Here is a 23992-nt window from a genome sequence, read left to right as displayed (position 1 = left end):
GGCATGACCGGTAAAATTTACCTTGTACGAATATGCTGAGTGGCCAATTGAGGCAGCTGGGATTATATAGTGTGCATGTACTTTACCGATAGAGATAACGACTTACTGTCTTGACCGCGCATCCTGCATGATAGAATAAGCCATTGCAGCAGCCAGAGCATACTGCATGCAACATGCACGACAATAAAATGTAACCAATGTTTTCTGTCAGCCATGCCAGGCAGGACGCGCTGATCAAATCGGCCATAGTATAGCGATGGTTTGGAATTGTAGCCAGGTTATGCTGTTTCAGGCTGCTGTTGCTGCCGATCATCCAATATATCCCATGAAGAATAATTACCTTGAAAAAATACTCACGGCCCGTGTCTACGATGTCGCCATAGAAACCCCATTGGATCGGGCGGCGTCTTTGTCAGCGCGCATGCACAACCGAGTCTTTCTCAAAAGAGAAGACATGCAGCAAGTATTTTCCTTCAAGCTGCGGGGAGCCTACAACAAGATGGCGAAAATCCCCCCAGATTTGCTCCAGCATGGCGTGATCGCTGCCTCAGCTGGTAATCATGCCCAAGGCGTGGCCTTGGCTGCGAGCAAACTCGGCTGTTCGGCCACCATTGTCATGCCGGCAACCACGCCCCAGATCAAGATCAACGCTGTGATGGCTCTGGGTGCGACGGTTCTGTTGCATGGTGATTCCTATAACGATGCGTATGAGTACGCATTGAAGCTGACAAGAAAGGAAGATGCAACTTTTGTCCATCCCTATGATGATCCGGAAGTCATTGCCGGGCAGGGAACGATAGGGATGGAGATCCTGCGTCAGCATACAGGCAAGATCCATGCAATCTTCGTGCCGATAGGCGGGGGGGGCCTGATTGCCGGCATTGCATCCTATGTAAAACGGCTCGATCCCAATATCAAGATCATAGGTGTCGAGCCAGTCGATTCCGACGCGATGCATCGTTCCCTGAAAAACAAAAGGCGCGTGAAACTGTCGCAGGTGGGATTGTTTGCCGATGGTGTCGCGGTTCGAATGGTAGGCAAGGAAACCTTTCGCATATGCCGGGAACTGGTCGATGAAATATTGCTGGTCGATTCCGATGCGATCTGTGCGGCCATCAAGGATATTTTTGAAGATACCCGTGCCATCGTCGAGCCTTCCGGTGCGCTGTCCGTCGCTGGCTTGAAGGCTTATGTCGAGCGGGAAAATCTGCAGCATGAAACGCTGGTCGCGGTGGCTTCCGGCGCCAATATGAATTTTGACCGGTTACGCCATATTTCCGAGCGCGCGGAACTTGGTGAGCAAAGGGAAGCGGTCATGGCTGTAACGATTCCCGAACAACCCGGCAGTTTCAAGAAGTTCTGCAGCTTGCTGGGTGCCCGCAGCATTACAGAATTCAATTACCGGTATGCCGATCCCAAGGAAGCCCATGTCTTTGTCGGTGTATCGGTGCGTAACCGCGAAGAAGCTTTGCATTTAATCCAGAGTCTGCGGGATAGCGGTCTGCGTACCGAAGACATGACGGCTAACGAGATGGCAAAGCTGCATATCCGTCATATGGTGGGTGGCCGCTCCCGGGATGTCAAACATGAAATCCTGTATCGTTTTGAGTTCCCGGACAGACCGGGTGCGCTCATGAATTTTCTGAATCATATGAGCCACCATTGGAACATCAGCTTGTTCCATTACCGCAATCATGGCGCAGATTTTGGCCGCGTGCTGGTCGGGATGGAAGTGCCGCCAAACGAAAAACACGAATTCAGGGATTTCCTTGACAAGCTGGGTTATCGCTACTGGGAAGAAAGCACCAACCCCGCCTATAAGCTTTTTCTCGGTTGACAACCTGAATCAGCCAGGTTCATATCGAATCTGCCGCATACCGCGAGCGGGTTGGTTTCGATAAAAACGGCATCGATCAACCCGCATTGCTGCTTGCCGCCCCCCCTTCATGCACCTTCTCATGCCGCAACGAGCGGGCACAACTCTCCGGCCGCTGCCAGAAATCTGATTTTGCTATTGCTGCAAAGTACCGATAAGCGCTGTTTTTACGAACTTCTTTGCATTTTTGTCTCCAGCAGTCTGCGATTACTCTATCGTGGTGTCCGGATATGTCAATATAATTTTCATGCATCTGATATCTGATTGCAGCCAGCCAGATGGCAGCGCACCATGGCCTCCTGGTCCATGATGACCCGGTGCAAAGGCTTGCATCCGTGCCAGCTGATTGTTCAATGTGGAATACTTACTCTCATTCTCAAGATTTAGGAAAGCCGTGCAATGAATACTGAGACCAAAATCGATATATCTTCCGTCGTCGGCATTAGAGAAGCGATTGCGCAGATTTTTCGCCTGATTTACCGTCATCTGGAGTCCTATACCAGCAATCCTGCTGATGGCCAGCAAATCGAAAATTGTCATTATTACACCCATCAACTTAACGGTATGCTGGAAATGCTGGGACTGAGCGGGATTGCATTTGTGAGCCAGAAGCTGGAAGCCTTGCTCAAGTCCCTGTGCGAGCAAAAAATAGCATCGCAGCCCGATACGCTTCAGGTGGTCAGCCAATCCTTGCGGTCGATAGAGCGTTACTTGAATGCATTGGTGGATGGCGGGGAGGACAATCCCGCCAAACTGTTTCCTGTCTATCGTAAGATCATGCAGGTGCAGGGATTGGAGGAGGTTCCCGCAAGCGATTTGTTTTTTCCCAGCATGCGTGAATCATTGCCGCTCACCCCGGCATCATCCGATCTTGATACGCCTGCCAGGCAAACGGCCGCCCGGCAGGCGCGCACGTTATTCCAGACTGGCCTGGTCAATTGGCTGCGGGACTCGGGCAACAAGCAAAGTCTGCTGCAAATGATCGATGCCGTACGCATGATCGAGCAGCTGCCGGCACCAATCGAACAGAGAGCTTTTTGGTGGATTTCTACCGGTTTTCTGGACAGCCTGCTGCATCAAGAGCAGAGTGTTGATCATTCCATCCGCCGGCTCTGCGGAAAAATTGAGCAGGAAATCAGGCGGCTCAATAACGAAGCGCACACCGTTGCCGATCAGTTGACCAGGGAGCTCCTGTACCGCGTCGCACGTTGTCAGCCAGTGAGTGAACGATTGCAGGAAATCAATCGTGTCTATGACTGGCAGCAATTGCTGACTGCATTCGATAATTTAGACCCGCTGGCGGAAATCGCGGAGGAAGACCTGGTGTTGCCGGCGTCCGAATTGGAGGCCATGCGTGCCTTGTTGAGCGATATCACCGACCGCTGGTACCGGTTTAGCTTCGAAGAAGCGGAAGATCGAGCCACTTTAACGGCCTTGTCCGAGCAATTCCAGGTTCTTGCTGCTAAGTCGAATTGTCCGCCGCTGAAAACATTGCTCGGAGCGGTGCACGACGCTTGGTCCGGATTGAGCATGCCAGCAGCTGGCGAGGACGACAGCATTTTGCTGGCGATAACGGGTAGCCTGGCACTGATGGATAATATGCTGGACAATATCCAGCAGCTTCCCCCGGAGCTGTCATCAAAGGCGGCATTGCTTGCTCGCCGTATACATGCGTTAATGGCTGGTGAAACAGTGGCGCCATCTTCGGCCGATGCGCCTGAAACACATCAGGATACGGATCCGGCGCAGGCGCAAGCGTTGATGCAGCAGGTCACGCAGGAAATACGCGCCAATCTGACGCAAATTGAAGACATTCTCGAGCGATTTTTTATCGATGCCGGAGCTCGTGATGATTTGTCCATGCTGCCACGGTTATTTACACAGATTGGCGGCATGTTGGCCATGCTCGAGCTCGATCGTGCCGGCATCTTGCTCGATTTATGCCATGGCCAGGCCAAGAAACTGATGAATCCGGCCGAATCAGCGCATCCTGGCGAACAAACTTTGCTGGCTGATGCACTCAGCAGTTTTAGTTTCTATATTGAAACCCTCGGAAATCCTCAACCAGATCGGGAAGCGCTGGTGGAAGCCGCCATCAGCATGTTTGATCAGTCTCCAGCCGATCAAGCGCTTGATACCGGCAGCGAGCCTCTTCCGCAATCAACCGCTGCCTCCCCGGAAAGCAGCGAATCCATGATCGATACAGACTTGCTGACAATCTTTCTTGATGAGTGCAATGACGTGCTGGCCAGCATCGCCGAGAATTTGCAGGCATGCCGCTACAACCCTGCCGACCTGGAAGCACTGGCCGCCATCCGGCAAGGTTTCCATACACTGAAGGAAAGTGGCCGCATGGTAGCACTACCGGATCTGGGTGAGGTTGCCTGGCGCATCGAACAACTCATGAATCGCTGGCTGGGCGAGCAAGCCCCTGCAACGGATTGCCTGTTGGCGCTGCTGGCAGAAAGCCATGAGCATTTTGGTGTCTGGTGTGCGCAGCTCGCCAAAAATGGGGAAGTCGAAATCGAGGCCGCAGCCTTGATTGAGCAGATCAGGAGCTTCATGCTTGAAGCCAGTCAATCCTCCGCCAGCGTTCCATCAGACGAGGGCTTGTGCCAACCAGTCATGGCAGTGGAGCAGGATCAGCCCCAGTCGATGGATCAGGCAGTCACGAGCCTGGTGACAGAAACAGTCAGCGAGCATACCCTATCTGATGCAGGCAGTGCTCCAATAGATCAAGCGGCCCAAACCCCGATCGTAGGAGAGGCCAGCGAATCCGGATCCCATCAGACCGCTGCGCATACCATACCGTCTGTGCCTGTCTGCAATCAGCCTGTAGCGATTGGGACCGGTGGACAGGCCTCCATTCTGCAGGTGGAAGCCGGTTTGATCGACTGTCTGGTGGATGATGCGAGCGAGGCGAGTGTGGCCCGTTCACAAGTCGAGAAACAACTATATGGCTTTGAGCAGCAGCTGCAGCATCTGGGCACAAGTATCCGCCACATGCGTGAACGCCTGCATGCAGCAAAAACAGGAGCAGATAGCTATTCACCCGGCACGCCCTCATCGTCAGCCGAAAATCCGGTCCCGGCAGAGGCTGGGCAGCCAGACCATTCCATACACTTGCCGCAATTAACCCAGCAACTGGAGATGGAGCTAGACGAGCTGCTGAGCGTCCATCAAAATCTGCTGGCAACCCAGCAGGCTGCTAAGTCGGCTTTGGACCAGCAAGTGCATCTCAATTACCAGTTACAGCAGACACTGGACAACATACGCTTCAAGCCCCTTTCGCATTTGTGCACACAGCTGCAGCAGGTGGTCAGCGAAAGCGCTCGAGATACAGACAGACAGATCAATTTCATTATTCAGGGAGAAGATCTGGCGATTGAGCAGAGGATGCTTGAGACCATCAGAGCACCACTCACGCATGTGCTGCGGGGCGTTCTGCAACATGGGACCGAATCAGCCGATGAACCGTGCCAGGCTGGCAGAGCGGAAACCGGTCAGATCACGCTCAATCTGCGCCAGGAAGGCAATGGCTTCATCATCACATTATCAGCTGGCGGCATTCAGCCGGCTGGCGCGCACTTTCACCAGAGCGGGAAAGTACATCAACCTGAAATGACTGCCTCGGACGAGGTGCTGGATAAAGTATGTGGCACAAGCGATAGCCTGGATGATTTCCAGCATGCACTGGCAGCAATCGGTGTCAGCATCGCCATCACTGCCGAACATAACCAAAGGATGACTTGCACATTGCGTTTGCCAGCGTCGCAGACCGTTACGCGTACCTGGGTCGCCAGCGTGGCTGGCAACATATACGGCATTTCGGTACCACTCGTGACACAGGTTCTGGAAATGGATGATATGACCTTGACAACCGCCTACCAGACCGGAGGCATCGATTGGCAGGGAGAACGCTATCCGGTGAGCTATCTCCCGCATCTGCTGGGAGAAGCCGATCAGGCTCCCGTGATCAAATGCTATCAGCGAATACTGTTGCTACAATCCGATCAAAGCCGCTTGGCACTCCATGCCGGCGAACTGGCCGGGCGGTGCGAGATCGTCATGAAAGATCTCGGTGCACAATTATCGCGTGTACCCGGTTTGGCCGGTGCGGCCATGATAGGAGAAGACATGACCATACTGATTATCGATCCGCTCAAACTTCTGCAATACCGGCAAGCAAAAGAAGGTTCGCTGCTGGCATCGTCATCCGCTCCAGACGGCTCCAGCGAACCTTTGCCGGAAAGTGCTGCGCAAGCTGTTGAGAGTGTGGGCTGACCCAGCAGCATGAGGCGGTTGGACAGTCGGCAAGACCAGACATTTTAATCCCACAACCGCAGTCGTCGAATGCAGTTTTGGGGTTGGAAGCAGTTTAGAAACACTGAACTCGGGTGATCATGCCGCAGCAGGATAGGTGTCAATATGTACTGCTTTTAAAACTATGGATAACCTTTCCTGCTACCTGTCTGGCAAGGAGGGCAGAGTGCGGTAGGGTGCGCTTGGGCACCATAAAAACCGGCGGCTGAGAATCGCGAAGCGAGTTCTTTTTCCGGCAACCGTCATTGCGCGTCGGCTACGATTAGCCATGTCAACCCAAGTAGCTTATACTAAAAAGCAGTGGTGCTTGATGCTCGTTTCAGGCAAGCATGATATTCGTCCAGGACGCATTGCATGCACTACACTGTCACTGAAAATAATTCAGAGACAGATTGAACGATTACATAATTTCTTCCAGAATGAGTCTGTCATTCTAGATCCAAATTGATCATAGGGTGACGCAGTCATCCGAAATGCGGACTGCTACGCCATCCCGTGACGGCAGTTTTATCCTGAATTCGCCGGCTGATGCTGATTTGAGTGTTCTGCTGGGCAGATAGTTGGATTTCTCAAAAAACATGTGGTGCCCCGCCATGGGTGAGTTTGCTTTATGGTGGATGACGCAATTTTCAGGCACATGGCAGCATTGTTGTTTCTTGGCATGATCCTGTCGTAAGCTTGCTCTTGTCCTGTGCCCCAATACCCAATATGTTATCCGCTTTGCGGAGGAGCTGATGCCGACTGCAGCGTTTTTCCAATAATACTGCCAGGTTGCTTGCCAAAACCGGGTTGCGGGGTGACGTCATGTGACAGACTGCATTCGCTGGAATCGTTTTAATGATTTTTTTGGGATTCTGTGATGCTACTTCAAACATTACTCAGTATTGTCGCCCTATTTCTTAGCCTCATACTCCTGGTAATGGGCAACAATCTGTTGGGAACAGTGATTGCGCTCAGAATGGAACTCGAAGGTTACCGGGCCGGCATTGCCGGGACGGTTCTGGCTTTCTTTTCCATCGGCTTTGTGCTCGGCTCACTTTTCGGGATACATGTGATCCGGCGTGTGGGGCATATTCGGGCTTTTGCGGTATTTGGCGCTGTTGCTGGTGCGGTTGCACTGCTGCATTCCATCCATATTTCAGTTATCGGTTGGGGCGTGTTGCGTCTGGTCCTGGGTTTCTGTATCGCAGGGCTGATGCTGATTACCGAGAGCTGGGCCAATACCCGCGCAACAGCAGAAACTCGCGGCAAACTGCTCGCCACTTACATGGTACTGTTTTATCTGGCGGCATCACTCGGCCAATTCCTGATTGGATGGGGTGATCCAGCCACACATCATTTGTTTATTGTTGCGGCCATTCTAATTGTTGTGTCATTGATTCCATTGTCGCTCACGCGTTCCCCAGCGCCGGAGCTGGAGGCAGGGGAACGTCTGGGCATACTGGAACTTTGGCGAAAGTCAGCCCTGGGTGTTGCAGGCGCCTTGTTCAGTGCGATTGCATTGAGCGCATTTGCCGCGATTGGTCCAATCTTTGCCGTCCGGTCCGGGCTGGATGTCGGGCAAGTGGCGGCATTCATGGGGCTGGCTATTCTGGCTGCCATGCTTCTGCAGTGGCCAATTGGCCTTTTGTCGGATTTTGTGCCCCGGCGCATATTGATTCTGGTGGTCATCGGCGGTTCAATTGCTGCCGGGCTGGTGGCCGCATGGCTGGGGGACCAATCAATACTCTGGCTATATTTGAGCGTATCGCTGTTTTATGGGCTCGTTGCCTGCATCTATCCGTTATGCCTGGCCCTGACGCATGACATGCTTGTTCATCATCAAATTGTTCCTGCCAGCGCGACCATGCTGTTTTCGGCTGGTCTGGGCAGCGTAATCGGGCCGATCCTGGGAGGATTCTCGGTCACCTGGCTGGGACCACCGGGATTGTTTTTCCTGACAGCTGCTGCGTTGTCGCTGTTATTGCTGCTGGGCATACGTTCTTCGTTGAAGGAACGAGACCCGACAGTCGAGGAACAGACCCACTGTGTGGGGGTGGCGCCTGTTTCAACCACGGTCATTCTGGAATTGGATCCACGGCAGGAAGATTTTGAGGCATACCAGGATTCTCATCCAGATCCGCTGGCAGCTGAAACAGCAGCTGAAACAGCAGCTGAAACAGCAGCTGAAACGGCAGTTGACCCGGTCGAATCAGCTGACCGGAAATGAGCCTGACCGGGAGCGGTAGCATGCCTGTTGCTGTCCGGCCTGATGAATTTCAATGTGATTCCAGTAAATGCCAGCCAAATGTTGCTACTCATGATTGCCTGAAGGCCTGCCTGACTCTGACCGGCAGACGCACGGACAGAGTCAGGCCGCGCACCAGCAGAAAGATATGCAAGGCAAGCCACAGACCGGTGTTGGCAAAATCCTGCAGCAGCCACCATGCGATCAAATAGGCACTGAGCGAAACCAGCATCATCCGGCTCATCTCGCGCGACCAGGTTGCACCGATAAAGACACCATCCATCTGGAACGCCAGCACGCCGGTGAGCGGCAGCAAAGCAGCGAGTAACAGATAGTGCGATGCTTCCATTCGCACTGATTCCAGCGTGGTCATCACTGCGATTAAGGTCTCGCCAAACAGGCCAAAAATCAGCGAGAGCAAAGCGGCCATGCACAAATTCCAGGCCAGGGTGAGACGCAGGCTGCGCACAAAACCCGCGCGGTAATTGGCACCGATGGCGCGTCCAACCAGCTGCTCGGCAGAGGTTGCCAGCCCGTCAAGAAAATAACCAGCGATCATGAGGAAATTCATCAATACGGCATTTGCCGCCAGTGTCTGCTCGCCCAATTCAGCCCCCTGAGCGGTAAAGAATGCGAAGGCGAAGAGCAGGGCGAAGGAGCGCAGCATGATATCGGCATTGAGATTGGCCAGCCGCCAGAGGGCGGCGCGATCAAACAATCGCTCGCTGGATGGGCGCTTATTCCCTGCAAGCAATCGATGGCAAATACTCAGGCCGAGCAACAGGGCAAGTAATTCGCTGATGACAGTGGCCGCCGCAACGCCCTCGATGCCGAATCCCAAGTGCAGACCCATCAGGAAGGAGAGCGCGATATTGGTGCCGTTGAGTACGATCTGCAGTAACAGACCAGTTTTTGTCCGGCCCAATCCAATCAGCCAGCCCAGCACCGCGTAATTGCCCAATGCCAGCGGCGCGCCAAACATGCGGATCTGTACATATTGCTGGGTCGCTATGGCAACCTTGTCGCCAGGATCCATCAGATACAGTCCAATCGCCAGCAGCAGCGGGGTCAGTGCCAGCAGGATCAGGCCGCAAGTCACGCCAATCATCAGGGAGCGCAATAGCGTCGCCTGAATTTCAACTGCGTCGGCTCGGCCAAAAGCCTGGGCAGTTAGACCAGTCGTGCCAGAGCGCAAAAAATTGAAGGTTGTCAGCGCCAAATCGATCAGAATGGCGCCCACCGCCAATCCACCGATCAGTGACGCCTCGCCCAATCTGCCAACCACGGCCGTATCGACCAGTCCCAGCAGCGGTGTTGTCAGGTAGGCGAGCGTCATCGGCACGGCCAGATTGAAGACCATGCGATGAGTCACGGCAAAGGGACGAGTCGGGGAGGGCACTGGCTATATCAAAATTTTGATGGTCCGATAATAAAGCATGTCATCTAGATTGGATTTTTCTTCAAGTTTGCCTTGATATTTCGGATTTCGCAGTAGATTTGGGTATAGGTATAAAGTCGTATTAAATTGCAATTTTAGAGTGTTTGAAGCGTAGCTGATTCCCGCAGATTCATTTTCTGCGGAAGAAATCAGCTTGAAATGTTGGAACGTGCTATCCGGGTGTCAGTTTGGCTGCAGCATGAAAGAAAGAGTTTCTGGTATGGGCATTACTGATCATAGTAGCTGTGAAAGAATGGCCTTCCTGATTGTTTGCCGTGCAACCGCATTATCGGTTGCATCAAAATTCAGAGCCAATGCACCAATACTGCCTAGTACTCAGTTCCGTCAATTAGCTTACAAATGAAATCGATGGATTCGCCTGCCAGGCTAGGCGCAAACCGCAGTCATAGCCGCAGCTATGGCGAGGATTTGCAACAACGCCTGCCAGGCGAAGGCGCGATTTCATGTAAGCGATTTGGCGGAACGGAGTACTAGATAACTGAATTATAAAACATTTTTATAAAACATTTAGAAGGAATTGCCTCCTTCATTGATGCAATATTCAGGGTAAGAGATAGCTTAAACAGATGCATAACCTTACGGTTAATATTATTTAAATAGTTGTTGTATTATTCAACAATGGAGAAACAAATTGCGACATCTATCTTCGAATCTCTCTCATCAGGGCTACGTCTGGATGTGTTCAGACTGCTGGTCAAGAAGGGACCAGAAGGCATGGTGGCTGGCGAGATTGCTGCCATGCTGGATGTGCCCCCGGCAAACCTTTCCTTCCACTTAAAGGCGTTGTCACAAGCTCACCTGGTGACGGTTGAACAGGAGGGGCGCTTCCAGCGCTATCGCGCAGATATCCCGTTAATGCTGGACTTGATCGTGTATCTCACCGAAGAATGCTGTTCAGGCAGCCCAGCTGAGTGCATTGAAATGCGTATTGCTTCTAAGGGTTTCAAGGCTACGACTGTCCCCATCCCCACCAAAACGACGACGATATGAATATTCTTTTCCTTTGTACCGGGTACTCCTGTCGTTCCATTCTGGCTGAGGCGACTTTCAACCACCTGGCGCATGGTCGGGTTTCCTGGAAGCGGGCAAGGGCGACGCCTCGTGTCTTGGCCCGCTGGCCGGCCTGGAGAAACAGCGCGTCCAGTACAAGGCGGCTGTCAAAACCTTGGCCGATCCAATGCAAACACGTCTCGTGCTGGTCGCACGCGCACAGCAGGCGACACTGCGCGAAGTGGCGCGCACCCCCATGAAGAGTTGGCTGCTATCGGCCTCAAACAGCGGCATCTCCTCATCAACGGTATCCTGCCCAGCATCGAAGCGGACAATGACCCACTCGCCGCGGCGATCCACGAACGGGAACAAACGGCGCTCAAGAATATCCCCGCTACGTTGACCGTACTCCCGCGTGACACAGTTGAGCTCGAGCCGTGGGCATGGATTATCAATACCAGCGTGGCGGCGGCCTCGGTCAAATCACCGTTGTTGCGCCAGCGCGCCGCCAACGAGCTAAGCGAAATCAACGCCGTGGCGAATCAGTATGCGGATCGCTATGCGGTTGTTCCGTTGCTGAAGGATGAGCCGGTCGGCGTGGAACGCCTGCGGGCCCTTGTTCAAACTCAAACCTAGGAGTACAGCTATGTTGATCCGCAACTACATGACCCCCGACCCCCTGACTGTTCGGCCCGATACCCCTGTCGAGGAAATCGCGAATCTGCTGCTGAAGCACCGCATCAACGGGATGCCGGTGGTCGATGAAGCCGGTCGCCTGCTCGGCATTGTTACGGCGGCGGACCTGGTCTACCGCGGCGCCGATGAGCGTCTCGAACCTCGCGAATCGGTCTGGAAGGAGAACTTCTACATCTCCTTCCTCAACCCTCGCGGCCACGCACCGGGCAAAGCCGAGGGACGCACCGCTGCGGAGGTGATGACCGCCGAAATCCATACCGTGGGGCCGGACATGGATCCTTCCGTGGCCGCGCGGTTGATGGTAAATCATCGCCTGGTTTCGTTGCCTGTGATGGAGGCAGGCAAGGTGATCGGTGTTATTTCCCGCATCGATCTGCTGGGTCACCTGAAAAAAATGGAAAACCCGCTCAAGAGGGAGGATTAACGGCATGCTTGTCGCACTGCTTATTTTCATTGCCACCCTGGTGCTGGTGATCTGGCAGCCCAGGGGCCTCGGCATCGGGTGGAGCGCTTCCATCGGCGCCATCATGGCGCTATTGGCCGGCGTCGTTCACCTCGAGGACATTCCTATCGTCTGGGACATTGTCTGGAATGCCACCGCAGCGTTCATCGCCATCATCATCATAAGCTTGCTCCTGGACGAGGCTGGGTTCTTCGAGTGGGCCGCTCTGCACGTGGCGCGCTGGGGCGGTGGGCGCAGCCGGTTGTTGTTCGTGCTCATCGTCCTGCTCGGGGCGGCGGTGGCCGCGCTATTCGCCAACGACGGCGCGGCACTGATCCTCACTCCCATCGTCATGGCCATGCTACTGGCACTCGGTTACGGTCCTGCCGCTACATTGGCCTTCGTCATGGCAGCGGGGTTTATCGCCGATGTGGCGAGCCTGCCGCTTGTCGTATCCAACCTAGTCAATATCGTCTCGGCCGACTTCTTCGGCATCGGGTTCAACCGCTATGCTGTCGTGATGGTGCCGGTAAACCTTGTGGCCGTCATCGTGTCGCTTGTCGTGCTGTTGCTCTACTTCAGCCGTAGCCTGCCGGTTTCCTATGACATGAATCAGCTAAAAATGCCGCACGAGGCCATCCGCGATCGGGCCACATTCCGCATGGGCTGGGCCGTGCTAGTGTTGCTGCTCCTCGGATTCTTCGGTCTCGAGCCGATGGGGGTTCCGGTCAGCGCTGTGGCCGCTGTAGGTGCAGTGATCCTGCTCACTACCGCGGCACGGGGAGGTGTCATCAGTATCGGCAAGGTAGTCCGCGAGGCGCCTTGGCAGATCGTCATCTTTTCGCTGGGGATGTACCTCGTGGTCTACGGCCTGCGCAACCAGGGCTTGACGAATGAGATCGCCGTCCTGCTTGATCAATTCGCGCAGGGCGGCGTGTGGGGGGCCGCGTTCGGGACGGGCTTCCTGGCGGCACTGCTTTCTTCCATCATGAACAACATGCCAACGGTGATGGTGGTGGCGCTGTCCATCGATGAGGCAAGTGCGTCAGAGGTGGTTAAGGAGGCCATGATCTATGCCAACGTGATCGGTAGCGACCTGGGGCCGAAGATCACGCCTATCGGCTCACTGGCGACGCTGCTCTGGCTGCATGTGCTGGCGCGCAAGGGCATAATGATCACCTGGGGATATTATTTTAAGGTGGGTGTCATACTTACTGTTCCCGTGCTCGCGGCAACCTTGGCTGCGCTGGCGCTGCGCTTGAGTATCACATGATATTCCTGGGCGCTGATTTGCATTTCCGATTTCTTCGAGTTGACGGTGGCCCTGCCTCTAGTACTCCGTTCCGTCAATTAGCTTGCAAATGAAATCGATGGATTCGCCTGCCAGGCTAGGCGCAAACCGCAGTCATAGCCGTAGCTATGGCAAGGATTTGCAACAACGCATGACAGGCGAAGGCGCGATTTCATGTAAGCGGTTTGGCGGAACGGAGTACTAGGTGAGTGTATCACTGACCACAGTGGTGGGCGTGCCAGTGATACTTGCCGCTGACGCCATCGTGAATCGGAGCCGTGCCAAGTATGAGTGCCGCAAAGGGGTGTGTGCCCAGCAGCTATGAGTAGTAGTACTACCCATCCAGTTTGCACGCACAGCAGCAACATTGAGAAGGCTAAAGGGCCGGCAAAGAACGTATCGAATGGATGTGCTGCCGGCTTTTGATACACTGTGCTATGGTTAAATCTGCAGGTGATAGCTTAACGTACGATTTTTTCCGTTCAACGCTACCGGGGAACATTATCCGGTAGACCGGTCGCTCTGGCCTGCCTTGCGCGCGCGCATCGAAGCACTCATGGTCGGCTAGGCGAGCTTCTTTGAAGTTAACCTTCCCGCAGCCGTCGCGGTGGAAGCGGAGCGTATTGTGGCGCAGTTGCAGATGCATAGTCCATATTTTAACATCCTGGTTTAGTGTGAAGGATGAAAGTGAATTTATCATTGGCGAAAATACCAGTTCATCCGTAAGCGTCCACCCCTACCACCTACCACCTGTCACTCATTTAATTCCAGTGCGACCTTGGTTTCTTTCAGGGTCAGTGTGTTCCCTTCAATGGCGTTGCTGTGGTGCGTCCATTCAGCACCAAGTTATCATGCAGATTGTTGGCGACCTCTATATTCAGCGGGCGGGAGGCACCCAGCTTGGCCTTCAGGACATCGAGTTTTGCAAAGCTCAGGTTACTCATGGCCCAATTCCTCCAGATATTTTGTTGTCTCGCCTTTCAGCCTGATCAGCCATGTTTGCGGTTGTTTACCGCAGGCGATATGGATTCCCGCCTGCGCGGGAATGACGGTGTAATCAGCGGCAGTTATCCGGAAATTTCGTATAACTGAATCTTTCAGTAATTTTTCAGCCAGCCAAAAGTACGCTCAACTACCCAGCGACGAGGCAGTAGCACAAACTTCCTGGTTTTCCTTGGGCGCAACCACCTCCAGACAGAATTTAAACCGCTCGGCAACCCAGTCTACCAAGCGACCACTATAGCCACCATCCACCCAAATCTTCCTCAATCTTTTGCACCCGCCCGGCAGATGACGGAACAGCAGGCGAGCACCGTCACGGTCCTGTACACTGGAACAGTCACTACAACCGTCAACAGTAATCCCAGTATGTCCACCAGAATATGGCGTTTACGGCCATTGATCTTCTTACCTGCATCAAAACCACGTTGCCCAGGAACTGCGCTGCATTTGACGCTTTGGCTGTCCAGGCAGCCTGCCGTCGGTTGTTTGTGTCGTCCACATTTCTCTCGCAAGCGGGAACGCAACAAATGATGAAGGCGTTCCCATGTCCCGTCATGAGACCAGCGGTGAAAATAGTAATAAACCGAGCACCAGGCCGGGAATTCACGAGGCAATTGCCGCCATTGGCAACCCTGTCTTCAAAATATACAAAATCACATTTAACAACTGACGCATACTCAACTCCCGCGGCCTCCCCACGGCTGATACTGGCAGATGTGGTTTCAAATAACGCCATGCTCAATTGCTCAGATTACTCGGATAACGCTTCCTCGGCTTTTTTGTTGATCATGATATTGTTTTCGTTGTTTATATTAAATGATCAAGCGGCCAATGTGCCGATAGATGTGTACCATGGCGCTATTGGCGCTGCGCTGAAGCTGCTGTCGGGCTCAAAACGGCACGCATACAGGGCGGCAGCACAAAGCGTTCGTTTTTCATCATTTCTTCGATCAACTCCGGCTCGTCACCGTACTGCTTCTTGTATTCGTCGTAGTGGTCCCGCCCAGTTCTTCTATGTTGCGGATTGAGTGCGTGCCTCTGAATGATTGATACGGTTGGTTTTTCCCGGTAATGGTCAGCCGGGGATTTTGGTTGCAGGCAAATCTGTCACGGTGGTGGCGCCGTGCCGGGTACCAGATAGGACGGCGCTTCATTCTCGGGTTTCTGCAAAAGCTCGTCGTCGGTCAGGCGCGCATAAATCTCGACCAGGTTGTCATCCGGATCCTTGAGCCATAGCTCGTGCAGGGGGGTGCCTTTCCAGGTTGTGCGCGGCGGTTTCTCGACCTGGGCGCCGACGGCGATTGCCCGGTGGTAGGCCTCGATCACCTCGTTCCGGTTGGCAACGCCAATGCCAAGATGGTAGAGCGTATCATGGTGCAGGGCTTTGCCGTCCGAAACCAGCAGGACGAAGTTGAGATTCAGATCCGGGCGGATGAATGTCGCATAACGGTGTGTCCATTCCTTGGGCCATATGTCGAGCAGCCAGGCATAAAAGCGGACACTATGAGGCAGGCTGTTTACCCGGATGCTGCCATGGAATTCCTGTGGCAGTGGTCCTGGGGGTATATTGAGCAGACTTGCCAGAATTTCTATACGTGCCTGGATCTGATCCCGCGTGACTTGGAAGTGCGCCCGTATTGCATCGGGTGCCAGCGCCGGATCGTCCGGAACCGGGTCGGGGATCGGCCAATGGAGATGCCTGATGTTCGCTGGCAGGGATGGGCAGACCCTTTCAGCACATAAGGTGATAACGAGATCGATGCTGGCGGGATCGATGTCCATTTCTGATGTCGATCGCTGGCGGGAAATATCGATACCGATCTCAGCCATGGTTTCGATCGCGTAGGGATGGACCGCTGTGGGTTGAGCGCCAGCGCTCATGATGTTGGTGCTGGGGCCGAGAAGGTTGCGCGCCAGTCCCTCTGCGATCTGGCTGCGTGCAGCATTCGCCGTGCACAGAAAAAGAATATTTTTGATCTGCAAGTGTTTCACTTAGATTCCTCTCATGATATAGCCACAAAACCGGACGACCCGGTTCTGCTCACTGCATGCAATGCACCCTGCGCCGATTCAGTGTCAACAACCCAAAAGCTATGGTTAGGAGTCGCTCATAAATAACTGTAACACTTGGATCGCATCTGGCGGGCGCACTGCGGCGTTACTCGTCGTCGCCATAGCCTTGCTATGACTCCTCCTCTCGCCTTGCATTGCATTGCATCCCACCAGACGCACCCAATTGTCACACTTATTCCTTCACGGCTCCTTAGCGGCCTTTTTCCGCCTGTAAATCGAATAACAGGCCACCTCCCGGTCCGAGCGGTATATCCAGTAGCCACCAGCCAACCAACAGCAGAATCCAGACTACTGCAAATGCCAGGGCATAGGGCAGCATCATGGCAATCAGCGTGCCCATGCCGGCATCCTTCGCATATTTTTGCACAAAGGCCAGGATGATGATCATGTAGGGGTTGAGCGGAGTAATCACATTCGTGACCGAATCCCCAACACGGTAAGCGGCCTGCGTGAGCTCGGGGCTGAGTCCTGCCAGCATCAGCATGGGCACGAACACCGGCGCCAGAAAGGCATATTTGGCCGAGGCTGAGCCGATCAGCAAGTTGGCCAGCATGGCCAGTACGACAAACCCACTCAGCAGTACCGGCGCGGGAATTTGTGCCGCCACCAGCATCTGCCCGCCGGCAATGGCGAGCATTTCTCCGAGGCCGCTATACTTGAAGGCTTCCACGAATTGCGCGGCAAAAAAAGCCAGGACGATATACGGGCCGAGGGCTGCCAGGGTGTCTCCCATGAGGTGGGCGGCATCCTTGTCGTTTTTGATGTACCCCGCACTGATGCCAAAAACAACCCCGGGGATGACAAATATCAGGAACAGCAGCGGCACCGTGGCCTCAATCCAGCGTGAGAAACGCACCCCTTCGCCATACAGGGGGGCACCTGGCAGCAGGATGCACAGTAGAAAAACAGCGAAAGTCACGAGCAGCGCGAGTAATGCCTGACGCAGCGCTTTGTTTTCCGATTCGGCAAGCTGCTCGCCCAGAACAGGCTCTTGCCGGCCGGAGGTGATGGTGTAACGGCTGCTCATGGGTTCCACCCAGCGGACTGTCACCCACCAGCCAGTGAGTGTGAGCACAAAGGTCGATGCAATCATGAACCACCAGTTGGCTGTCACGGCCACCTGATATTCCGGCACAATCAGCGTTGCGCCGCTTTGCGTGAAACCCGCGAGCAGCGGTTCGAGCGCAGTGATGAACAAGTTGGCGCTAAAGCCGGACGAGACACCGGCAAAGGCGACTGCAATCCCGGTCAGCGGGGAGCGGCCTGCTGCCATGTAAAGCACTGCCGCAACCGGTGGCAACACCACGTAGCCGGCATCGACAGCAATCGATGACATAATTCCAAGGAACAATGTGGCGGGTGTCAGCCATGCCGGGGGAATGCGCACGACCAGATAGCGCAGCGCCGCTGCCAGCAAACCCGTGCGCTCGGCCATGCCGATGCCGAGCATGCCGACCAGGACGATTGCCAGCGGAGGAAACCTGATGAAGTTTTCCACCAGGTGACTGAGCAGCCACCATACCCCGGCGCTGGAGGCGAGGTTGTTGGCAACCAATGGCTCGTCAGTGACAGGATGAATAATCGTCCAGTCCAGCAGGGACGCCAAACAGGATAGGGCAATCACCAGGCCCAATCCGATCAGAAACAGGGTTGCCGGGTGCGGCAGCCGGTTGCCGATTTGTTCTATCCGATCAAGGATGCGCATCGCTTTTTATATTGTGGGTCATAGAAGTTGTTTGGGCGGAGTGCGGTAGGGTGCGCTTGCGCACCGTAAAACCGGTGAAGGATGATTGCTGGGCCCAAGACGGAAATGTCCAAACAGTGTCATAGCCTTCGATGTATGGGAGTTAACTTTCCAGACGGTTTGGAGGCTGATCGAAATGCTTTTGAATAAACTGATCCAGCCCATCGGTGTATAACTCGCCACTACGCAGGAAGCCGCCATTGTGGTCTCCCTTGATCTCCAGAAAATCCTTGGGGGGGCTTGCCGCCTCAAATAGTCTTCGTCCCATTTCGTATGGCACGATTTCATCGGCTGGACTGTGTATGACCAGGACGGGACTGGCGACTGCCTGGATATACTCCAGCGCGGGATAGTGGATGCGCGTGATCAGATTGACCGGCAGGAAAGGATAGTAATGCTTGCCCATATCCCTGACGGAAGTAAAGGTCGATTCGAGTATCAAGGCACCCGCTGCGACCTGGCTGGCTTGCCTGGCCGCGATTACGCCCCCAAGGGATTCACCGTAGAGCACGATATCGCGGGCCGGAATGCGGCGTACTTGTGTCAGATAGGCCCATGCCGCCTCGGCATCCAGATAAGTGCCCTGTTCGGTTGGAGTGCCTTCGCTCAGGCCATAACCCCGGTAGTCAACGATCAAGACAGACAGTCCCAGCCGGTTGTAGATTTGCAGCTTCTGCAATCTATGCGAAATGTTGCCCGCATTCCCGTGCAGGAAGAGCATCGTTGCGCGTGGATTTTCATGCGGTAGCCACCAGCCGTTTATGTTTACGCCATCGGCCGTGGTCAGTGTGACTGTTTCATGGTGCAGACCAAAACCTGGGGGCTTCATCCGGACGGCATTGTCAGGAAAATAAATGAATATCGGTTGCAGGATATACAGCAGCAAAGAAAACAGCAGCCAGACTGCAAACAGGCTGGTGGTAAGCGAGACTATCATGCGTTTCATGGATTTTTAGCACCTGTGAGGAAACAGCAAGTCCTCCAAGCTTAAACCAAAAACTGTCATTGAACATGCCTAAAAGCCTATTTGTGCGAACGGTTATCAGTGCGGTGCTGCCGCAAGACGACATTCGGCAAGTCGGCCCAGCCCGGCAGGATTTTCGCTCTGGCGAGGCGGCGAATGCCGGACTGGCTATGACTGTACGGTTTGTGCCGGCTGCCGGGTGATTTGATCGAGCCAGATTCCCAATCCTTGTGCATTCAGTTCGATGTCTATTTGCAGCAGGGATAATATCGCGTCTTGCGGCAATATACAGCCGTGTGCCATGAGCCGTTGCAGCAGCAAGTCCTGCAGAGCATGCGCAATAGCCGCATGCCGGTCCGGGTATGGTGGGGCTTGCTGTGCAATAGCGACAAAGGCATCGATCAGGGCGTGCATGTGCAATGCATGATGGGGCAAGTTATCGATGCGGCCATAATGCGTGAGAAAAGCGTGCTTGGGATCGAGCGCCATGAGCCGGTCAAGGGACGCATGGGCGGCATCAGGATCGAACTGAACCGGTGAAGTGGTCGGAAAAACGAATTCCAACCCATTTACATCGAACTCCCGGTAGGAAACGCCAAATGTATCACCGGTAAAAATCGACTGACTGCGCGCATCGTGGATGCAGTAGTGATGGCGTGCGTGTCCCGGTGTATCCAGCAGATGCAGCGGCCGGCCATTCAGTTCGATGCAGGTGCCATTCGGCGCGCTGATGATGCGGTCTGCCGCAATCGGGTGGATTTCGCCATACATGCGCCGGAATTTGGCTTCACCATAAACCGCCATGACACCCGCGATCAGTTTGACCGGATTGGCCATGTGCGAGGCGCCGCGCGGGTGGACGATCAGCTTGGCGTTAGGCAGTTGCCGCATGAACTCGCTGGCGCCCCCGGCATGGTCAAGATGAATGTGGGTGAGAAAAATATAAGCGACTTGTTCCGGGGCGATGCGCTTGTGGGCCAGGGCCGCCATCACCCCTGGCACCGAGTAGCGGGTGCCGGTATCCACCAGCGCAGCAACGCCGTTTTCCACCATCAGGTGAATCGCTGCACGCCCAGGACGATGATATTGCGCGTCGATGACGCTGATCCCAGCCGGGTAATCAGTGATAGAGGGAAGTTGTTCCATCGAAATAATAGTTATGCCAGTCAGATGTTAGGGTGCAGGTTGCTTTAATTGTTCCAGTATCGCTGGATTCTCCAAGGTGGAAGTATCCTGAGTGATTTCCTCACCTTTGGCCAGGGCGCGCAGGAGCCGCCGCATGATTTTTCCCGAACGGGTCTTGGGTAGATTCTCACCGAAGCGGATTTCCTCGGGGCGGGCGATCGGGCCGATTTCCTTTGCGACCCAGTCCCGCAGGGTTGCCGTGATTTCAGCCACTTGATCGCCTTGCGGTAATTTGTTCTTCAGCACGACGAACGCAACGATCGTTTCCCCCTTGACTTCATGCGGCCTGCCGACCACCGCGGCTTCGGTCACATAGGGGTGTGCCACCAATGCCGATTCAATTTCCATGGTGCCCAACCGGTGGCCTGAAACATTCAGTACATCATCGGCGCGCCCCATAATCCAGAAGTAGCCATCCTTATCGCAGTGTGCAGAGTCGCCAGCGAGATAATAGCGCCCGCCCCCGATATCATGCGGAAAATACGCTCTCTTGAACCGCTCCGGATCATTCCATAAGGTGCGCAGCTGAGAGGGGAAGGGGCGTTTGATCACCAGGAAACCGCCATAACCCGGCTCGACTTCGTGTCCTGCTTCGTCGACCACTGCCGCATCGATTCCCGGTAACGGCAGTGTGCAGGAGCCGGGCTTGAGCGGAACCGCGCCGGGCGCCGGTGCGATCATATGGCAGCCGGTTTCAGTTTGCCACCAGGTGTCGACCACCGGACAGCGCGATTGGCCAACTTCGGTGTAATACCACATCCAGGCCTCGGGGTTGATCGGCTCCCCGACCGAGCCCAGCAAACGGAGGGAAGAAAGATCATACTGCTGGGGCAGATCCGGCCCCAGCTTCATCAGTGAGCGAATGGCTGTCGGCGCGGTATAAAAAGTCGTGACCTTGTGATCCTGGACAATTTTCCAGAAACGTCCGGCATCGGGATAGGTGGGGACGCCTTCAAAAATCACCTGGGTTGCCCCCATGGCAAGCGGTCCGTAAGTGACGTAACTGTGGCCGGTGATCCAGCCCACGTCAGCCGTGCACCAGAAGATGTCGTCCGGCTGGTAATCGAAAATCCAGTGCATGCTGGTCATCACGCCCAGCAGGTAACCGGCCGTGGCGTGCTGCACCCCTTTGGGCTTGCCGGTAGAGCCGGAGGTATACAGTGTAAACAAAGGATGCTCGGCATTCACCCAGACGGGCTCACATTCACTTGCTTGTCCCTCGACGAGCTCATGCCACCACTTATCCCGCCCGGGTTGCCAGCCGATATCGGTGCCGGTATGCCGATAGACCACGACAGCACGAACCAGGTCGGTATTTCCCATGCTCATCGCTTCATCCACAGTGGCTTTCAACGCATGGTGCTTGCCACCCCGTGTTTGCTCATCGGCTGTGATCACCACGCTTGCGCCGGCATCGACGATACGCTCGTGTACACTTTTGGCCGAGAAACCGCCAAATACCACTGAATGGATCGCGCCGATTCGCGCACAGGCCTGCATCGCTATCACTGCTTCAATACGCATCGGCATGTAGATGACGACCCGGTCACCTTGCTTGACCCCGAGCGATTTCAGGCCATTGGCAAATTGGCAGACTTGTTCATGCAATTCGCGATAGCTGCAATGCGTGATTTCACCCTCGTCGGATTCAAAAATGATCGCAGTTTTATCCCCTTGCGTCGCAAGATGACGGTCCAGGCAATTCCAGGAAACATTCAGTTCACCATCATCAAACCACTTGTAGAAAGGGGCATTGGATTCATCCAGCACGCGCGTGAACGGTTTGTGCCAGTTAATATGATCACGCGCCAATCTTCCCCAGAAACCGGCGTAATCGCTTTTGGCCTCATCACACAATGCCTGATACGCTGCCATTCCGGAGATATTGGCGCGCTTGGCAAATTCGGCGGAAGGAGAAAATACTCGGGTTTCATGCAGGATAGATTCAATCGTAGCCATACTGGATCCTCGCGTAACAATTAATCAACTGGTGTTATTGTACCATTTGCTTTTGGCGTGGCATTTCGTAGTCGATAAAATTCCTTGTTAATTGGCATTCGCAATGTCCGGGAATTGTTTGGAAATCCCGCGTTCAGTAATCAGGCCATAACAGATTGTGTACACACCGGGTATACTCAGGGCTCGTCAGGCTGCCGGCGGCCTGGCAAATAACCGCTCTGCCGGCATTCTAAGAACATGCCTGTAAATGTTGCCAGGCAATATTGCCCAGATGCCTGTCTCCTTTGAGAGTGGCCGTGACGCTTGCCGCCTCAGTTTCTTTGATTATCAAGGAAAATCTGTAAGCGGGCTGGGTGTACGCTTCAGTGCTTTCGTCATAGGAATGCACCACTTCCAGCCTTGGATAAGCATGATAGTCCATGACTGCGTCAGGATTGGTCGGGATGTTGCGCGCAAAAGTACCCGGCATCAAGCGCACGTCATAAGCGATAATTTCCGATGCATCGATAGCTTGATAGGAGCGGTTTCTGAACTGCAGCATGCGCACCGACCACCTGCTATCCGCCTGCAATCGTTGGGTCACGCAAAGTGCAAGCTCAGCATGATTGCCGGTAACATTGTCCGTATAAAGAACTGGCTTTTCTCTCGGTTTATCAATAGTTGCGCACGCGGCCACAAGCATGGCTGTTGCGATAATCGAGTTTTTCATGATGGGGGCCTCCTGGAAGATACGTGTCCGTACAGCATACTATAACAGCAGGTTGGAAACTGATGTCTGGCCAGTCTTCCAGCTGGCATGCCGTGATGCCTGTGGCCGTCAAAAGTTGCCCCTCGGTTTAGATCCACGTGATAATGATGGGAAAGCTTATTCGGCGAAGAAGGCCTTACAACGATGTCTCGACAAATTTTTCTGGTTGCGCGCAGACGGGCGCAGCGGGTCTGATGGGGCAGCTTATCCTGTTCAATAAGCCGTTTGGCGTAATTTGCCAATTTTCCAGTGACGGTGACCGGCAGATCCTCAAGGATTTCATTCCGATAGCGGGCGTTTATCCGGCCGGGCGCTTGGATACCGACAGTGAAGGGCTGTTGCTGTTGACTGATGATGGACTGTTACAGCATCGAATTGCCGATCCCCGCCACAAATTACCCAAGACTTATCTCGTTCAGGTGGAAGGCGAGCCGGATGAAGCGGCCTTGCAGAAGTTGCGCAAAGGTATCGACCTGGGTGATTTCGTGACGCGCCCCTGTCAAGCGCGCCAGGTGGCCGAACCGGATGGATTGTGGCCACGCGTGCCACCGGTGCGTTTTCGCAGGACCGTACCGACCAGATGGCTGGAAATCGTACTGAAAGAAGGCAAGAATCGTCAGGTTCGGCGAATGACCGCGAAAGCAGGTTTTCCTACCCTGCGATTGATTCGGACCGCGATCGGCCCCTGGTCGCTGCAGGGATTGGCACCCGGCCAGTGGCGCAGAGTGGACGTGCCGGTTGGGCCGCGCAGGCGCTAGGAGGCTGTCCGAGAATAGCGATCGTAGCGAGGGCGAAGCTGGCTGAGCGGGATTTTTCGATCATTTGAGGCGAATAGTGGTTCTATTCAACGAAAAGGATCGGAAAATCCAGCTTGGCAGGTTCGTCCGCAGTAGATCAGTCTATTATCGGGCAGCCTCCTAGGGTCTGTTGACGTTTTAAGATAAGTATTTAATAGATAGAAACAAACTCGTAATATTGGGGTTCCTATACCACCAACAAAACGAGTTTGCGAT

20 protein-coding genes and 1 pseudogene are annotated in these 23992 nt (G+C 54.4%); 11 read left to right on the top strand and 10 right to left on the bottom strand.

Features of this window, described 5'->3' with window-relative positions:
- The first annotated feature begins 325 nt into the window (after positions 1 to 325).
- The 3 genes from ilvA to BLV85_RS03830 all read left to right on the top strand — a co-directional run bounded on the left by ilvA (position 326) and on the right by BLV85_RS03830 (position 8408).
- Complete coding sequence (ilvA, locus tag BLV85_RS03845) at positions 326 to 1837, top strand: threonine ammonia-lyase, biosynthetic (RefSeq protein WP_090412383.1); 1512 nt, start codon at positions 326 to 328, stop codon at positions 1835 to 1837.
- Between the two features lie 438 nt (positions 1838 to 2275).
- Positions 2276 to 6160 (top strand): FimL-related protein, encoded by a 3885-nt coding sequence (locus tag BLV85_RS03840; protein ID WP_090412317.1) that lies wholly within the window; start codon positions 2276 to 2278, stop codon positions 6158 to 6160.
- Positions 6161 to 7058: 898 nt separating this feature from the next.
- The gene (locus tag BLV85_RS03830) at positions 7059 to 8408 is read left to right on the top strand and encodes an MFS transporter (RefSeq protein ID WP_090412313.1); all 1350 of its coding nucleotides are present in this window, start codon (positions 7059 to 7061) and stop codon (positions 8406 to 8408) included.
- Positions 8409 to 8496: 88 nt separating this feature from the next.
- Here the strand turns inward: BLV85_RS03830 and BLV85_RS03825 are convergent, their stop codons facing one another.
- Complete coding sequence (locus BLV85_RS03825; RefSeq protein WP_218132772.1) at positions 8497 to 9825, bottom strand: MATE family efflux transporter; 1329 nt, start codon at positions 9823 to 9825, stop codon at positions 8497 to 8499.
- A gap of 678 nt (positions 9826 to 10503) precedes the next feature.
- Between BLV85_RS03825 and BLV85_RS03820 the strand changes: the two genes are divergently transcribed.
- The 5 genes and pseudogenes from BLV85_RS03820 (at position 10504) to BLV85_RS03800 (ending at position 13286) form a co-directional block, all read left to right on the top strand.
- On the top strand, positions 10504 to 10875 hold the full coding sequence (locus BLV85_RS03820; protein WP_090412309.1) for an ArsR/SmtB family transcription factor: 372 nt from the start codon (positions 10504 to 10506) through the stop codon (positions 10873 to 10875).
- A pseudogene (locus BLV85_RS03815) lies at positions 10872 to 10947 on the top strand (arsenate reductase/protein-tyrosine-phosphatase family protein); the annotation flags it as partial. The gene BLV85_RS03820 and the pseudogene BLV85_RS03815, both read left to right, overlap by 4 nt.
- Positions 10948 to 10986: 39 nt before the next feature.
- Positions 10987 to 11511 carry a hypothetical protein gene (locus BLV85_RS15880; protein WP_342707032.1) on the top strand — a complete coding sequence of 175 codons (525 nt, stop codon included), beginning with the start codon at positions 10987 to 10989 and terminating at the stop codon, positions 11509 to 11511.
- Between the two features lie 10 nt (positions 11512 to 11521).
- A complete protein-coding gene (locus tag BLV85_RS03805; protein ID WP_090412307.1) occupies positions 11522 to 11995 on the top strand; it encodes a CBS domain-containing protein in 474 nt (157 codons plus the stop codon).
- A gap of 4 nt (positions 11996 to 11999) precedes the next feature.
- Positions 12000 to 13286 carry an arsenic transporter gene (locus BLV85_RS03800; RefSeq protein ID WP_090412305.1) on the top strand — a complete coding sequence of 429 codons (1287 nt, stop codon included), beginning with the start codon at positions 12000 to 12002 and terminating at the stop codon, positions 13284 to 13286.
- A gap of 812 nt (positions 13287 to 14098) precedes the next feature.
- Here the strand turns inward: BLV85_RS03800 and BLV85_RS14825 are convergent.
- The 3 genes from BLV85_RS14825 to BLV85_RS15920 all read right to left on the bottom strand — a co-directional run bounded on the left by BLV85_RS14825 (position 14099) and on the right by BLV85_RS15920 (position 14920).
- A complete protein-coding gene (locus BLV85_RS14825) occupies positions 14099 to 14248 on the bottom strand; it encodes a hypothetical protein (protein WP_218132771.1) in 150 nt (49 codons plus the stop codon).
- A 153-nt stretch (positions 14249 to 14401) separates the two neighbouring features.
- Positions 14402 to 14488, bottom strand: coding sequence for a transposase (locus BLV85_RS15925; protein WP_425433777.1), 87 nt, complete (start codon positions 14486 to 14488; stop codon positions 14402 to 14404).
- Positions 14489 to 14569: 81 nt separating this feature from the next.
- Entirely contained in the window at positions 14570 to 14920 is a 351-nt protein-coding gene (locus tag BLV85_RS15920) for a transposase (RefSeq protein ID WP_218132770.1), read from the bottom strand.
- Here BLV85_RS15920 and BLV85_RS15425 point away from each other — a divergent pair.
- Complete coding sequence (locus BLV85_RS15425; RefSeq protein WP_218132775.1) at positions 14873 to 15334, top strand: hypothetical protein; 462 nt, start codon at positions 14873 to 14875, stop codon at positions 15332 to 15334. The two genes, BLV85_RS15920 and BLV85_RS15425, sit on opposite strands and share 48 nt — an antisense overlap.
- A gap of 79 nt (positions 15335 to 15413) precedes the next feature.
- Here the strand turns inward: BLV85_RS15425 and BLV85_RS03790 are convergent, their stop codons facing one another.
- From BLV85_RS03790 to BLV85_RS03780, 3 genes are all read right to left on the bottom strand, one after another.
- On the bottom strand, positions 15414 to 16298 hold the full coding sequence (locus tag BLV85_RS03790) for a VOC family protein (protein WP_218132769.1): 885 nt from the start codon (positions 16296 to 16298) through the stop codon (positions 15414 to 15416).
- Between the two features lie 271 nt (positions 16299 to 16569).
- Positions 16570 to 18084, bottom strand: coding sequence for an AbgT family transporter (locus tag BLV85_RS03785; protein ID WP_090412303.1), 1515 nt, complete (start codon positions 18082 to 18084; stop codon positions 16570 to 16572).
- A 142-nt stretch (positions 18085 to 18226) separates the two neighbouring features.
- A complete protein-coding gene (locus BLV85_RS03780) occupies positions 18227 to 19069 on the bottom strand; it encodes an alpha/beta hydrolase (RefSeq protein WP_090412301.1) in 843 nt (280 codons plus the stop codon).
- Positions 19070 to 19134: 65 nt separating this feature from the next.
- Between BLV85_RS03780 and BLV85_RS15090 the strand changes: the two genes are divergently transcribed.
- Positions 19135 to 19290, top strand: coding sequence for a hypothetical protein (locus BLV85_RS15090; protein WP_176973915.1), 156 nt, complete (start codon positions 19135 to 19137; stop codon positions 19288 to 19290).
- On the opposite strand, the gene BLV85_RS03775 is transcribed toward BLV85_RS15090, so the two are convergent.
- From BLV85_RS03775 to BLV85_RS03765, 3 genes are all read right to left on the bottom strand, one after another.
- Complete coding sequence (locus BLV85_RS03775) at positions 19256 to 20233, bottom strand: MBL fold metallo-hydrolase (protein ID WP_090412298.1); 978 nt, start codon at positions 20231 to 20233, stop codon at positions 19256 to 19258. The genes BLV85_RS15090 and BLV85_RS03775 overlap by 35 nt on opposite strands.
- A 27-nt stretch (positions 20234 to 20260) precedes the next feature.
- The gene (gene acs, locus BLV85_RS03770; RefSeq protein ID WP_090412296.1) at positions 20261 to 22231 is read right to left on the bottom strand and encodes an acetate--CoA ligase; all 1971 of its coding nucleotides are present in this window, start codon (positions 22229 to 22231) and stop codon (positions 20261 to 20263) included.
- A 229-nt stretch (positions 22232 to 22460) separates the two neighbouring features.
- On the bottom strand, positions 22461 to 22940 hold the full coding sequence (locus BLV85_RS03765; RefSeq protein WP_090412294.1) for a hypothetical protein: 480 nt from the start codon (positions 22938 to 22940) through the stop codon (positions 22461 to 22463).
- A gap of 233 nt (positions 22941 to 23173) precedes the next feature.
- On the opposite strand from BLV85_RS03765, the gene BLV85_RS03755 reads away from it, so the two are divergent.
- Positions 23174 to 23737, top strand: coding sequence for a pseudouridine synthase (locus tag BLV85_RS03755; RefSeq protein ID WP_090412290.1), 564 nt, complete (start codon positions 23174 to 23176; stop codon positions 23735 to 23737).
- Positions 23738 to 23992 lie beyond the last annotated feature (255 nt).

This window comes from Nitrosomonas halophila (genome assembly GCF_900107165.1).
GTDB lineage: Bacteria > Pseudomonadota > Gammaproteobacteria > Burkholderiales > Nitrosomonadaceae > Nitrosomonas > Nitrosomonas halophila.
Note: the sequence above shows the minus strand (reverse complement) of the source record. Positions and strands in the feature narration are given on the sequence as shown.